This is a genomic window from Candidatus Accumulibacter sp. ACC003, from assembly GCF_907163085.1.
Lineage (GTDB): Bacteria > Pseudomonadota > Gammaproteobacteria > Burkholderiales > Rhodocyclaceae > Accumulibacter.
On record NZ_CAJQTX010000001.1, the window covers coordinates 246145 to 260000 of the forward strand.

The 13856-nt window shown below is 64.9% G+C and carries 11 protein-coding genes (1 of these 11 running past the window's edge); 6 read left to right on the forward strand and 5 right to left on the reverse strand.

Going from position 1 to position 13856, the window contains the following annotated elements; genetic code table 11:
* Positions 1-181 precede the first annotated feature (181 nt).
* The 4 genes from QZ656_RS01125 to QZ656_RS01140 form a co-directional block, all read right to left on the reverse strand.
* Positions 182-1039 (reverse strand): DUF4338 domain-containing protein, encoded by an 858-nt coding sequence (locus tag QZ656_RS01125; protein WP_291991652.1) that lies wholly within the window; start codon positions 1037-1039, stop codon positions 182-184.
* Positions 1036-2748 (reverse strand): IS66 family transposase, encoded by a 1713-nt coding sequence (locus QZ656_RS01130; protein WP_291991653.1) that lies wholly within the window; start codon positions 2746-2748, stop codon positions 1036-1038. The genes QZ656_RS01125 and QZ656_RS01130 overlap by 4 nt, the downstream gene beginning before the upstream one ends.
* A 168-nt stretch (positions 2749-2916) precedes the next feature.
* Positions 2917-3774 carry a DUF4338 domain-containing protein gene (locus QZ656_RS01135; protein ID WP_291991654.1) on the reverse strand — a complete coding sequence of 286 codons (858 nt, stop codon included), beginning with the start codon at positions 3772-3774 and terminating at the stop codon, positions 2917-2919.
* Positions 3771-5471, reverse strand: a complete 1701-nt coding sequence (locus QZ656_RS01140) for an IS66 family transposase (RefSeq protein ID WP_291991655.1) — start codon at positions 5469-5471, stop codon at positions 3771-3773. Before QZ656_RS01140 ends, QZ656_RS01135 begins: the two co-directional genes overlap by 4 nt.
* Before the next feature lie 249 nt (positions 5472-5720).
* On the opposite strand from QZ656_RS01140, the gene QZ656_RS01145 reads away from it, so the two are divergent.
* Positions 5721-6167, forward strand: coding sequence for a rhodanese-like domain-containing protein (locus tag QZ656_RS01145; RefSeq protein ID WP_291991656.1), 447 nt, complete (start codon positions 5721-5723; stop codon positions 6165-6167).
* Between the two features lie 43 nt (positions 6168-6210).
* Here the strand turns inward: QZ656_RS01145 and QZ656_RS01150 are convergent, their stop codons facing one another.
* Positions 6211-6729: an O-acetyl-ADP-ribose deacetylase gene (locus tag QZ656_RS01150; RefSeq protein WP_291991657.1), complete on the reverse strand. Its 519-nt coding sequence runs from the start codon at positions 6727-6729 to the stop codon at positions 6211-6213.
* Positions 6730-7110: 381 nt separating this feature from the next.
* On the opposite strand from QZ656_RS01150, the gene QZ656_RS01155 reads away from it, so the two are divergent.
* The 5 genes from QZ656_RS01155 to QZ656_RS01175 all read left to right on the forward strand — a co-directional run.
* A complete protein-coding gene (locus tag QZ656_RS01155) occupies positions 7111-7983 on the forward strand; it encodes a CsgG/HfaB family protein (protein ID WP_291991658.1) in 873 nt (290 codons plus the stop codon).
* Between the two features lie 145 nt (positions 7984-8128).
* The gene (gene treS / locus QZ656_RS01160; RefSeq protein WP_291991659.1) at positions 8129-11446 is read left to right on the forward strand and encodes a maltose alpha-D-glucosyltransferase; all 3318 of its coding nucleotides are present in this window, start codon (positions 8129-8131) and stop codon (positions 11444-11446) included.
* A gap of 13 nt (positions 11447-11459) precedes the next feature.
* Positions 11460-12137: a hypothetical protein gene (locus QZ656_RS01165; RefSeq protein ID WP_291991660.1), complete on the forward strand. Its 678-nt coding sequence runs from the start codon at positions 11460-11462 to the stop codon at positions 12135-12137.
* A 42-nt stretch (positions 12138-12179) separates the two neighbouring features.
* Entirely contained in the window at positions 12180-13181 is a 1002-nt protein-coding gene (locus tag QZ656_RS01170; protein WP_291991661.1) for a tRNA-dihydrouridine synthase, read from the forward strand.
* Between the two features lie 13 nt (positions 13182-13194).
* Positions 13195-13856 carry the 5' portion of a methyltransferase domain-containing protein gene (locus QZ656_RS01175; RefSeq protein ID WP_291991662.1) on the forward strand. 28 nt of this gene lie beyond the right edge of the window, so 662 of the gene's 690 nt are visible here — the first part of the coding sequence; its start codon is at positions 13195-13197; its stop codon lies beyond the right edge, outside the window.

Sequence of the window (13856 nt, forward strand, 5' to 3'; positions counted from 1 at the left end):
GGCTTCCTTTCTTCGGGTCGAGTCCGGGGCCACGGCTACGTAGCCCAAAAGAGAATTAATACTAGCGCGGCACTGCAAGCGTGAAAAGGGCTATTTTTCAGGATATTGCCGTCGCCAGCTAGGGCGACGGCGGTAAGTATTCGGCCAACCCGTAGTGAGCCAGCGCCGTTGGCGAGGCCGGTTAGCGGCAGAGGATTGATCGGAAGGCTCTGTGAAGGGGATAGAGCCAGATATCCTTGATCGGGAGGATGGGCTTGCTGGTGGGGCACTTCTTGCCTCGGCCGGCGGTTTGGCCGACCTTGATCCAGTTGGCGGCCTGGTAGCAGGTGCCGCGATGGCGGGGGGTCTCGACGAAGGTTTCGAGCAGCACGGGGCGGTAACCGTAGCGCGCCAGCCAGTCCTTGGGCAGTTGCCGCTGCATGAGCGAGAGGATCTTGGAGGCCAGGCCCTTGCACTGGATCCAGGGCAGGATCAGAAAGCGGGCATTGTTCACCACCAGTTGCAGGTTCCTTTGTCGCTGCTCATCGTGCCAACCGATGAATTGCTCGCGCGCGGCGAGTTTCCAGGCGCTGGCGGCGAAGCTGAGCAAGGCGACGAGTGTCTCGCCGGCGAAGACGAAGTAGCGGCTCTGACTGCCGGCCATGGGCGTGTGGCCGAGATAGTGGTAACGAGCGATGTACTCGTTCCACAGACGCGAGTTCGCCGAACCGACGACCTGTCGCACCGAGAGAGGCGGCAGTTCATGCACCGGCTGAGTGAGCAAGGGTTGTGGATCGGTGGCGTGCGTGGGCCGATACTCGGGTTGGCGAGGAGCGGTCCGTCGTGCAGCCGGCAGGGTGAGCAGGCCGTCGGCTTGCATGCGCAGCATGGCCACCCGGCAGGTCATATCCTTCAGCTCACCATTGGGCTTGCGCCAGTCGAAGAGCTCGCACACCTGACGCGAGAGTTGTGCGCGGCTGGCGCCGGGAGGGGCCTCGATCAGGCCGCGGATCGTCTGCAGTTCGTCGGCGGTAAAGTGGCGCCCGCAATAAGGCTTCACGAGCTATCGATGGAAGGTGTCTGATTGACCGGGATGGCACGCATCTGGGCCAGACGATCGGTCGCCATCGCCCAGGGCAGAAAGGCGCTCAAGTCCGCTGGTGGCTGGTTGCCGTTGGCGGCGCAGGCTTCCAGATAAGCCGTCAGCCAGATGCGCGGGTTGATTTTCCACAAGCGCAGCGTCAGCAGCAGGCTGAACATCGTCGCGGCGAGAGCGCCGGACCAGTGACTACCCGACCCATAGAAGTTCTTGCGTGCGACCACCGGCGTACGCTGGGCGCGTTCGGCGGCATTATTGTCCATCGCCACCTCGGGGCGGTCGACAAACACGGTCAAGCCGGACCAATGCTTGTGCATGCTTCGCAGCACCTTGCTCGCCGGCATTTTGAGCGCCGGGTTTGCCAGTTCGCGTTCGCGCTGACTGGCCATCTGCACGATCGCCTGCCGCAAGAGGCGGTCGCGTTCGGCCCACTGTGCCGGGTCGTTACGGACTTCCAGGCGCCGTCCATTCAAGTGGTAGAGCTGAGCGATCTGCTCGACCCAGGCCAGTGCCCAGTCCGCGAGCTCCGGATGGGCGTTGGCCAGTTCCAGGAAATCACGCCGCTGATGTGCCCAGCAGAAAGCCAGAATGAAGTGGTCAAGGACTCGCGCGAGTTTCTTGTAGCCCGCGTAGCGATCACAGATGATGACGCCTCCGGCGCTACCGGAGAGCTCCCGGATCGGCACCGCCGCCGAGCGGCTCGGGTCGAGCACGAAGTGGATGACCGATGGGCCGTGGAACACCCAGAAATACCAGCGATGTCCGACCTTCCCTTCGGTCTCGGCAAAAACCCGCCAGCGAGTCTCGTCCGCGTGCCACTGTTTCTCGCGACGCAGTCGGCCAAGCAGTGCTTCTTCAAGCGGCTCGAACAGCGGCGCCAAGGCACGAAGTCCGCCGGCCACCGTTCCTGCCGAAAGCCTCAGTTGGTGGTCGGACCAGTCTCGTAGAAGCCGATGCGTCGGCTGACCGTACAAGAACTTCGACAGCAGCAAGTGCACCCAAATCGACACGCCGTACTTTCCACGCGGGATCAATCGTGCCGGCGGTGGCGCGGTCAGAATGCCGCGGGCGCCCGGGCACTGACAGGTCCGCCGGTAGCGCCGCCGGCAGATCTTCCGGCGGTAGGCTTTGACCTCGATCTCGAGAACTTCACTGTCTTCTGTGCCGGGAAAGTCGACGTAGCTCAGACCACAGTCCGGGCAATGCGGGCAGTCGATGTCGATGACCTCGATCTGCGTCGGCAAGTGGCTTTCCGGATTCCGCCCGTGACCCGTTGCTCCCGGTTGATGACCTCGACCCCGCGACGACTTCTGGTCTGCTGCCGGGTTCTTCTCGGCTCCCGAAGAGCGTTCTGACTTGCGACCAAACAGGCGTTTTTGCAGATCGCGGATCCGGCCCTGGGCCTGCTCGAGCTCGCTACGCAAGGCCGCCTCACGCGCCGCCGCTTGCTCCGCCGCACGCGCCATTTCCACCCGATGAGCGGCCTCCGATTCCGCCAAACGGACCAGCGCTTGCCGATGTTGGCTGCGCCAGAAGTTGGCCTCCCAACGGAGCTTGATTTCCTGCTCCTTGGTCAACGTCACCAACACCTCGGCGAACGGCGCCACTTGGCGGTGACTTGCCGCCGATCCTCCGCAGATAATGTCCGTAGCCGTGCCCATGCGCCGCATGGTGCCGGATTTCCGCTGCTGTGTCCAGTTCAGATCTCCGGGCTGCCCGCCAATCGCTGACGGAAGCTCGCCCACCAAAAAAACCGGGGCTACGGGTTCACCGAATACTTACCGACGGCGTAAGTATTCGGCCAACCCGTAGCGCGCCAGCGCCATTGCCGAGGCGGGTTAGCGGCAGAGGACTGATCGGAAGGATCGGTGAAGGGGATAGAGCCAGATATCCTTGATCGGGAGGATCGACTTGCGGGTGGGGCACTTCTTGCCTCGGCCGGCGGTTTGGCCGACCTTGATCCAGTTGGCGGCCTGGTAGCAGGTGCCGCGATGGCGGGGCGTCTCGACGAAGGTTTCGAGTAGTACGGGGCGGTAGCCGTAGCGCGCCAGCCAGTCCTTGGGCAATTGCCGCTGCATAAGCGAGAGGATCTTGGAGGCCAGGCCCTTGCACTGGATCCAGGGCAGGATCAGAAAGCGGGCATTGTTCACCACCAGTTGCAGGTTCCTTTGTCGCTGCTCATCGTGCCAACCGATGAATTGCTCGCGCGCGGCGAGTTTCCAGGCGCTGGCGCCGAAGCTGAGCAAGGCGACCAGGGTCTCGCCGGCGAAGACGAAGTAGCGGCTCTGACTGCCCGCCATGGGCGTGTGGCCGAGATAGTGGTAGCGGGCGATGTACTCGTTCCACAGACGCGAGTTCGCCGAACCGACGACCTGATGCAGACGCAGCGGCGGCAGTTCATGCACCGGCTGGGTGAGCAACGGTTGTGGATCGGTGGCGTGAGTAGGCAGATACTCGGGTTGGCGAGGAGCGGCCCGTCGTGCCGCCGGCAGGGTGAGCAGGCCGTCGGCCTGCATACGCAGCATGGCCACCCGGCAGGTCATATCCTTCAGCTCGCCATTGGGCTTACGCCAGTCGAAGAGCTCACACACCTGGCGCGACAGTTGCGCGCGGCTGCTGCCAGGATGGGCTTCGATCAGGCGGCAGAGGGCCTGCAGTTCGTCGTCGGTAAAGTGACGCCCGCAATAAGGCTTCACGAGCTATCGATGGGACGGCTCTGATCGACCGGGATGCCACGCATCTGAGCCAGTCGATCGGTCGCCATCGCCCAGGGCAGAAAGGCACTCAAGTCCGTCGGCGGCAGGTTGCCGTTGGCGGCGCAGGCCTCCAGATACGCCGTCAGCCAGGTGCGCGGGTTGATTCCCCACAAGCGCAGCGTCAGCAGCAAGCTGAACATCGTCGCGGCGAGTGCGCCGGACCAGAGACTGCCCGACCCATAGAAGTTCTTGCGTGCGACCACCGGCGTGCGCTGTGCGCGCTCGGCGGCATTATTGTCCATCGCCACCTCGGGGCGGTCGACAAAGACGGTCAGGCCGGACCAATGTTTGCGCATGCTTCGCAGCACCTTGCTCGCCGGCATTTTGAGCGCCGGGTTCGCCAGTTCGCTTTCCCGTTGACTGGCCATTTGCGTGATCGCCTGCCGCAAGGCGCGGTCGCGTTCGGCCCACTGTACTGGGTCGCTACGGACTTCCAGGCGCCGTCCATTCAAGTGGTAGAGCTGAGCGATCTGCTCGACCCAGGCCAGTGCCCAGTCCGCGAGCTCCGGATGGGCGTTGGCCAGTTCCAGGAAATCACGCCGCTGATGTGCCCAGCAGAAAGCCAGAATGAAGTGGTCAAGAACTCGCGCGAGCTTCTTGTAGGCCGAATAGCGATCACAGATGATGACTCCTCCGGCGCTACCGGAGAGCTCCCGGATCGGCACCGCCGCCGAGCGGCTCGGGTCGAGCACGAAGTGGATGACCGATGGGCCGTGGAACACCCAGAAATACCAGCGATGTCCGACCTTCCCTTCGGTCTCGGCAAAGACCCGCCAGCGGGTCTCGTCTGCGTGCCACTGTTTCTCGCTGCGTAGTTGGCCAAGCAGTGCTTCTTCAAGCGGCTCGAACAGCGGTGCCAAGGCACGCAGTCCGCCGGCCACCGTTCCTGCCGAGAGCGTCAGTCCGTGGTCGGACAAGTCTCGCAGAAGCCGATGCGTCGGCTGGCCGTACAAGAACTTCGACAGCAGCAGGTGCACCCAGATCGACACGCCGTACTTTCCACGCGGGATCAATCGTGCCGGCGGTGGCGCGGTCAGAATACCCCGCGCGCCCGAACACTGACAGGTCCGCCGGTAGCGCCGCCGGCAGATCTTCCGGCGGTAGGCCTTGACCTCGATCTCGAGGACTTCACTGTCTTCCGTGCCGGGAAAGTCGACGTAGCCCAGACCACAGTCCGGGCAATGCGGGCAGTCGATGTCGATGACCTCGATCTGCGTCGGCAAGTGACTTTCCGGGTTCCGCCCGTGACCCGCTGCTCCCGGTTGCTGACCTCGAGCTCGCGACGATTTTTGGTCCGCCGCCGGGTTCTTCTCGGCTCCCGAAGAGCGTTCTGACTTGCGACCAAACAGGCGTTTTTGCAGATCGCGGATCTTGCCCTTGGCCTGCTCCAGTTCGCTGCGCAAGGCCGCCTCGCGCGCCGCCGCTTGCGCCATTTCCACCCGATGAGCGGCCTCCGATTGCGCCAACCGAACCAGCGCTTGTCGATGTTGGCTCCGCCAGAAGCTGGCCTCCCAGCGGAGCTTGATTTCCTGCTCCTTGGTCAACGTCACCAACACCTCGGCGAACGGCGCCACTTGGCGGTGACTTGCCGCCGATCCTCCGCCAATGATGTCCGCACCCGTGTCCATGCGCCGCATGGTGCCGGATTTCCGCTGCTGTGTCCAGTCCAGATTTCCGGTCTACCCGCCAATCGCTGACTGAACCACGCCGACCAAAAAAGCGGGGGCTACGGGTTCACCGAATACTTACGCGACGGCCGAACAGCGAGGCACGCCGCGTTTTGCAACGCGCTGTGACGCGCCGTGAGCTGGCGGCGCTTTGTCCGCTTGGCCAGCGCCGAGCGCACGAGAGTAAGATGGTGACTCGCAGTCACTGGAGCAACGAACATGGTCCGCCGCATCGCCTTCTTGTTTCCCGCATTGCTGATGGCGTTTTCGGTTGCCGCCGAAGTCGTCGACATCGACAATGCCGAACTCGCCCGCCTGCGCGCCGCGGGCGTTCCGCTCATCGACATCCGTACCGCCGACGAATGGCACGAAAGTGGCGTCGTCGCGGGCAGCAAGCTGATCACCTACGTCGACGCGAGTGGACGTGTCGATCAGCCGGCCTGGTTGGCGAGTGTGCAGGGTGTCGCCAAGCCCGATCAGCCGGTGATCGTCATCTGTCGCAGTGGCAACCGGACGCGGGCGGCGAGCCAGTTGCTGTCCGAGCAGGCGGGTTACCAGAAGGTCTACAACGTTAAGGGCGGCGTGCGCGCCTGGGGCAACGACGGGCGGCCGCTGACGCCGGTGGCCAGTGCCGTGGCGACGTGCCCTGCCGGCAGCCGCTGCTGATGCCGCCAACGGCGACGTGCCGATGGCCGCGCGGCGATCGCCTTCAGGTCGCCGTGTCGCCGAGCAAGTCCTGATAAACGCGCAGGTCGTCAGCCGAGAAGCAGCAAAAAATCAGCTCTCGGATCGAGCCGCCCGCGGGCAGTGACGAACGAACCACCGCCACCGCAACGCTGGCGGCCAGTTCGATCGGGTAGCCATAGACGCCGGTGCTGATGCTCGGGATGGCGAGCGTGCGGATCCCCTGTGTGGTGGCGATTTCGAGCACGCGCCGATAGCATGAAGCCAGGAGCTCGGGCTCGCCACGGCTGCCGCCGTGCCAGATCGGGCCGACAGTATGAATCACGTATCTGGCTGGCAGTCGGTAGCCGCTGCTGAGCTTGGCGTCGCCGGTCTGACAGCCGCCCAGACCTTGACACTCGCGCAGCAGCTCGTGGCCGGCGGCACGGTGGATCGCGCCGTCAACGCCACCACCGCCGAGCAGCGACGAGTTGGCGGCGTTGACGATGGCGTCGACGGTCAGTGTCGTGATATCGGCACGCAGCGCACGTATCAAGCTCGGCATGGTGTCTTCTTGTCCCGTAAGGTGTCGATCAGTGACCCGGCACGCGCTTACTGCGTTGCCCTACGCAGCGTTTCGTTGCCGCGCCGCGCGCCGGAGCAAACGGCCAAGGGCCAGTTCTAGCGGCGATTGTAAGGCAAGATCGGCAGTGCTCAAGCCTTGCAGCAGAGCGTGAAAATCTCGGAACGGGGGGCTTCTAGCGGACTGCACGCGTCTTTCCTGGCCCGGTGCCTGGCGCCGAGGGCCTTGCCGCGGACGCCGATCCTACTGCCGCCGTAGGGATTCAAGCTGGTATAGTTGCTCCCCGTGGTGGCGCTGTCCGCTGTTGGCGGTTGCTCATACCACATTCCGACAATTGCCAATGGAGGGGGAAAGATGTCTTTGTTGAGTTCCAGTAAAACGACATCGGTGGTCGTGGCGGCCGCAGCGAGCGCCTTGCTTGCCGGTTGTGCGACCATGGATATGGGTTCGGCGGGCGCCAAGACCACCGCGACGGGTTCGGCTGGCGGCGCCAATTCGCAGAATGCCAACAGCCAACTCGAACGCTGCGCCAGTTCGCTGGGGACCATCGCCGTCGTCGAGGATACCAATGCGCCGTGGTACGGGATCCTGACCGGCCAGATGCGCTTGGGTTCGACGACACCGGTGCTCAAGCTGTTGATCCAGCAGTCGAACTGTTTTGTGGTCGTTGAACGTGGTCGGGCGATGAACAACATGATGCAGGAGCGCGCCCTGGAAGACTCCGGGGAACTGCGCAAAGGTTCCAAGTTCCACAAGGGCCAGATGGTATCGGCCGACTATTCGATGAGCCCATCGATCACTTTCAGCAACGAGAACGCTGGGGGCATGGCCGGCGGTCTGGGTGGCCTCAGCCGCAGTCTCGGCGTTCTCGGAGCCGTCGCCGGCAGCATGAACGTCAAGGAGGCCAGCACGCTGCTGACGATCATCGACAACCGTTCAGGCGTACAGCTGGCGGCAGCCGAAGGGAGCGCCAAGAACATGGACTTCGGCGCCATGGGCAGCCTGTTTGGCAGCAGTGCGGGCGGCGGGCTGGGCGGCTATTCCAATACCGCCGAGGGCAAGGTCATCGTCGCGGCATTTACCGACTCGTACAACAACATCGTCCGGGCGGTAAAGAACTACAAGGCGCAGGAAGTCCAGGGCGGCCTCGGTACCGGTGGGCAATTGGGCGTCCAGGGGTCGGAGGAGGCGCCGGTAGCGAAGAAGAAGAGCAAAGGCAAGAGCAAGCAGCAATAAGCTCCAGCATGGTGCGAAGCGGCGCTGGCTTGTTCGGCGCGTTTCGCAGCGCGTGCGGCGATGAATACCATCCCGGCGGTGGAGGTCCTCCAGCAGTTTGCACGCACGAATCGGTCACCGTCTAGTTGCAGGGGAGATGAGCATCGTGAAAGCAGAGAAAGACGCCGCCGGCCTGGCCGCCGATCCGCAGTGGTACAAGGACGCCGTCATCTATGAGCTGCACGTCAAGGCCTTCTTCGACTCCAACGACGACGGCATCGGCGACTTCCACGGCCTGACCGAGAAACTCGATTACGTCGCCGATCTCGGCGTCAATACGATCTGGCTGCTGCCGTTCTATCCGTCACCGTTTCGTGACGACGGCTACGACGTTTCCGACTATCGCAACGTGCACCCCGCCTACGGCACGCGGCAGGATTTTCGCGCGCTGGTACGCGAGGCGCACAAGCGTGAGCTGCGCATCATCACCGAACTGGTGGTCAACCACACCTCGGACGAGCATCCCTGGTTCCAGGCGGCGCGGCGGGCGCCGAAGGGCTCGCCGAAAAGGAATTACTACGTCTGGAGCGACGATCCCGGGAAATACGCCGGCACGCGCATCATCTTCACCGACACCGAGAAGTCGAACTGGACCTGGGACGAGGTCGCGCAGCAGTACTACTGGCATCGTTTCTTCAGCCACCAGCCGGACCTCAACTTCGACAATCCGCACGTCCGCCAGGCGGTGATCCGGACCATGCGCTTCTGGCTCGACATGGGCGTTGACGGCTTTCGGCTCGACGCGATTCCCTACCTCATCGAGCGCGACGGTACCAGCAACGAGAACCTGCGCGAGACGCACGCGGTGATCAAGGAAATCCGCGCCAGCCTCGACGAGAACTACACCGGCAAGCTGCTGCTGGCCGAGGCCAACATGTGGCCGGAGGACGTCCGCGAATATTTCGGCGATGGCGATGAATGCCACATGGCCTACCACTTCCCGCTGATGCCACGAATGTTCATGGCCATCGCCCAGGAAGATCGGCATCCGATCGTCGAGATCATGCAGCAGACGCCCGATATCCCCGAATCGTGCCAGTGGTCGATTTTCCTGCGCAACCACGACGAGCTGACGCTCGAGATGGTGACCAGCAAGGAACGCGACTATATGTACAACATGTTTGCCGCCGACAAGCGCTCGCGGATCAACCTCGGTATCCGGCGCCGGCTGGCGCCGCTGATGGAGAACGACCGCGAACGCATCAAGCTGATGAACAGCTTGCTGCTGTCGATGCCGGGTTCGCCGGTGCTCTACTACGGCGACGAGATCGGCATGGGTGACAACATCTTTCTTGGCGACCGCGACGGCGTGCGCACGCCGATGCAGTGGACTTCCGACCGCAACGGCGGTTTCTCGCGCGCCGACCCGCAGCGCGTCTATCTGCCGCCGATCCAGGATCCGGTGTACGGTTTCGAGGCGATCAACGTCGAGGCGCAGTTGCGCGCGCCGGGGTCCTTGCTCAACTGGACGCGGCGCATGCTGGCGGTGCGCAAGACTTCATCGGCCTTCGGTCGCGGCAGCTTCAAGCTGCTGCATCCGGGCAATCGCAAGGTGCTGGCGTATCTGCGCGAATACGGCGACGACGTCATTCTCTGCGTCGCCAACGTCAGCCGCTCGGCGCAACCGGTGGAACTCGATCTGGCGAGCTTCAAGGGCCGCGTGCCGGTCGAGATGACCGGCCGCAACGCTTTTCCGCCGCTCGGCGAACTGCCGTACATGCTGACCTTGCCGGGGCATGCCTTCTACTGGTTTCGCCTCAGCACCGACACCGCCGCGCCGGAGTGGTACGAGCAGCGGCTGGCCCCCGACACGCTACCGGTGCTGGTCCTCTTCGACGGCTGGGCTAGCCTGTTTCGCGATCACGTCGTGCCGTGGCGGATCGGTATGGCCGAAAAGCTGCGCGCGCAGTTCGAGCGCGAGCTGGCGCCGCCCTACGTGCAACGGCAACGCTGGTTCGCGGCCAAGGGCGAGCGCATCGAACGCGTGCAGATCGTCGAACACGCGCGCCTCGAAGCCGACCAGCGGACCTGGCTGCTGGCGCTGGCCGACGTCCTCGGGCCGCGTCAGACCGGGCGCTACTTCCTACCGCTGGCGCTGGCCTGGGACGACGGCGAAGAAGAGCGCATCCGGAATATCGCCCCGGGAGCGCTGGCCAAGGTCCGCCAGCAGGCGGCCGTCGGCCTGATGGGCGACGCGATGGCCGACGACGCTTTCTGCCACGCGATCGTCGACGCAATTGGCGCCAGCCGCGTCGTCAAGGCCGGTGCTGGCCAGCTGCGCTTCGTACCAACGCGCTCGTTCGCCGATCTGGCGCGCGCCAAGCCCGGCGAGCTCAGCCCCGTCAAGTTGCTCGGCTTGAGCAGCAACAGTGTCGCCGTTCTCGGCAGCAAGCTGTTCCTCAAGGCCTACCGGCGCATCCGCGAAGGCATCAACCCGGAGCTCGAAGTTGGCCGCTTCCTGACCGACGTCGTAAAGTTCCCACACTGCGTGCCGGTGGCCGGTCATCTCGAGTACGTCGACCAAGCCGGTGCGGTCAGCACGCTGGCCTTGCTGCAGGCCTGCGTGGACAACCAGGGCGACGCGTGGACCTTCGCCGTCGATGCGCTGGTCCGCTACCTCGAAGCGGCGGGCGCGGCGCCGGGCGAGGCCGCCTTGCCCGACGGTTTTGTCGCGCTGGTGCGGACGCTGGCGGTGCGCACCGCGCAATTGCACGCGGCGCTGGCGCAGCGCACCGGCGATGACGCCTTCGATCCCGAGCCGGTGCTGGCCAGCGACATTCCGCTGTGGGTCAAGCAGGTGCACGACGATGCGCTGGCGACGATCGATGAGCTGGCGGCGCAAGCTGAACGCCTGCCGCAGTCCTTGCAGCCGCTGGCGGCGGCCGTCGTCGCTGGCTTGCCGCGCCTGCTGGAGCGCCTTGAAGCCTGTGCGCAGCAGTCGCCGCAGGGCTTGAAGACGCGCTATCACGGCGACTACCACCTCGGCCAGGTGCTGCTGGTGAACAACGACTTCGTGATCATCGATTTCGAAGGCGAGCCCGCACGATCGCTGCCCGAGCGCCGGCACAAGCATTCAGCGCTGCGCGACGTCGCCGGCATGCTGCGGTCATTCGACTACGCGCGCCATACGGCGCTGCAGCAGGCGACGCAGCACGAGGGCGACGTCGATCAGCTGGCGCCGGTTGCCGCTGCCTGGTTGCACGAAGCGCGTGCGGCCTTCCTCGACTCGTACTGCGGCGAGGCGATAGGCGCTGGCTTGTACGCCAGCGGCGAGGCGTTCGCGGCGCAGCAGCAATTGATTGAACTGTTCGAGCTCGAGAAAGCGCTGTATGAGTTGCGCTACGAACTGGCGAATCGTCCGGACTGGGTCGGCGTGCCCTTGCGCGGCATGGCCGCGCTGGCCGGCCTCGACGAGAACGCTTGAAAAGGAGATAGACATGCAAGACTTCGAAGTCATCGTTGATCCGCTACGCGCCTTCATGTTGCAAATCGGTGCTTACCTGCCACGCCTGGCCGTCGCGGTCGTCGTCCTGATCGCCGGCTGGCTGATCGCCAAAACCGTGCGCTTCGCCGTCGTCAAGGCGCTGCGGGCGCTGAATTTCCACGTCCTTACCGAGCGGGCGGGTGTGGATGGCTTCCTGCAGCAGGGGGGCACGGAAACCGATACCACCGATGTGTTCGGCGTCGTCCTGTACTGGGTGGTGATTCTGGCGGCCCTGATCATCGCCTTCAACGGCCTCGGCCTGCAGCAGGTCACCGATCTGCTGACCCGCGTGCTGTTGTTCCTCCCGAAGCTTCTGGTCGGCCTGCTGGTGATCATCGTCGGTAGCTACTTCGGCCGCTTTGTCGCCAACGTCGTGCACACCTACCTGCAAAACGTCGGCATCAGCGACGCCGAAGTGCTTGGCCGGATCGCCCATTACGCTATTGTCGTCTTCGTCGTGCTGATCGCTGTCGATCACCTCGACATCGGCGCCGGCCTGGTGCAGCAAACCTTCCTGATCCTGCTGGCCGGTATCGTTCTGGCGCTGGCGCTGGCTTTTGGTCTCGGCGGGCGCGACTGGGCGGCACGCTTGCTTGAGCGCTGGTTTCCGCGGCAGCGCGGCGACGATTGACTACTGACGACGGGCGGCTGGCGGCACTGATTCGGGCGGACGATGGGCAAACTACTGCTGGCACCAATGGAAGGTCTGGTCGACGACGTGCTGCGCGACGTGTTGACGCGCGTCGGCGGCTATGACCTGGCAGTCAGCGAGTTCGTCCGCGTTTCGGGCAATCTGCTGCCGCCGCGCGCCTTCCGGCGACTGTGCCCGGAGCTCGACCGGGGCAGCCGAACGCGCGCCGGTACGCCGGTCGTCGTGCAGCTTCTCGGCAGCGATCCGGCTTGCCTGGCCGACAACGCGGCGCAACTGGTCGAGCTGGCGCCGGCAGGGATCGATCTCAACTTCGGTTGCCCGGCGCCGACGGTGAATCGGCACGGCGGTGGCGCGATGCTGCTCGCCGATCCCGAGCAGCTGTTCCGGATCGTTGCCGCCGTCCGGCGGGCGGTACCGGCAGCCGTCCCCCTGACCGCCAAGATGCGGCTCGGCGTTCGCGATACGGCGAAGGCGCTGGATTGCGCGCGGGCCTTGGCGGCCGGCGGTATCGTCGCGCTGGTTGTGCATGCGCGCACCCGCGCCGACGCCTATCGACCACCGGCGCACTGGGAGTGGGTCGATCGCATCCGTGACGTCGTGCCGCAGCCGGTGGTCGCCAACGGCGAGGTGTGGACGGTCGCTGACCATCGCCGCTGTTGCGCGGTGAGTGGCAGCGACGACGTGATGATCGGCCGCGGTGCGGTCGCCGATCCATTTCTCGCCCGGCGAATTCGCGCGCAGCTCGCTGGCGAGGCGGTCGACGTCGACCGCTCGGCCGACTGGCGGCAACTGCAGCCCTTGCTGGCGTCGTACTGGCAGCAGGTCTGCGCCAAGGTCACTCCCCGGCACGCGCCGGGTCGGCTCAAACTCTGGCTGGGGTCTCTACGGCGCAACTTCGTCGAAGCCGAGGCCTTGTTCATGGCCGTCAGATCGCTGCGCGGCGTCGCCGAGATCAGCGCGGCGCTCGAGCGGCATGGGGTGCCGCTGCGGCCAGCGGCGCCGCTGCGGCCAGCGGCGCTCTGAGCGGCGGCAGCCGATGCAACACAACTCTCGCGTCCCGAGCAGTGCGCAAAACACGGTCCATGAGCAGTTGCCGATGGTCCTCGAGCGGCACCTCAAGACGCCTTTCCGCAAGCCCTATGCCGACTACAACCGGGCCGCTTTTGCGGCCAGTTTCGAGCGCTTCCAGCGCCTGGCGCCGGGCGCACCGCTGATCCTCGACGCGTGTTGCGGGGTAGGCGAGAGCAGCGTCGCTCTGGCCCGGGCGTTCCCGGGGCACTACGTGATCGGCGTCGACCAGTCGGCCGCGCGCCTGCAACGCGGCCAGCAAAGCCAGCAAGCTCAAGGTGCCGATTGCTCGTGGCCGGCCAACCTCGACCTGGTTCGCGCCGACCTGGTCGACTACTGGCGACTGCTGCTCGACGCCGGCGTGCAGCTCGACCGTCACTACCTGCTATACCCGAACCCCTGGCCGAAAATCGGCCACCTGCGCCGACGCTGGCATGGCCACCCGGTTTTCCCGGCACTGCTTGCGCTCGGCGGCGTCCTCGAGTGCCGCAGCAACTGGCCGATCTACATCGCCGAGCACTGTCTGGCGGTGCAGCAACTCACCGGCCGAGCGGCGCTTTGCCAGCCGTACGCGCCGGCACAGTCGATGACCCCCTTCGAACGCAAGTACCTGGATTCCGGCCATCGCCT

Bases quoted from the DNA above. Each gene is read 5' to 3' on its own strand.
- QZ656_RS01130 (WP_291991653.1), bottom strand. From the start codon at position 2,748: ATGCGGCGCATGGGCACGGCTACGGACATTATCTGCGGAGGATCGGCG.
- QZ656_RS01140 (WP_291991655.1), bottom strand. From the start codon at position 5,471: ATGCGGCGCATGGACACGGGTGCGGACATCATTGGCGGAGGATCGGCG.
- QZ656_RS01145 (WP_291991656.1), top strand. From the start codon at position 5,721: ATGGTCCGCCGCATCGCCTTCTTGTTTCCCGCATTGCTGATGGCGTTT.
- QZ656_RS01150 (WP_291991657.1), bottom strand. From the start codon at position 6,729: ATGCCGAGCTTGATACGTGCGCTGCGTGCCGATATCACGACACTGACC.
- QZ656_RS01165 (WP_291991660.1), top strand. From the start codon at position 11,460: ATGCAAGACTTCGAAGTCATCGTTGATCCGCTACGCGCCTTCATGTTG.
- QZ656_RS01170 (WP_291991661.1), top strand. From the start codon at position 12,180: ATGGGCAAACTACTGCTGGCACCAATGGAAGGTCTGGTCGACGACGTG.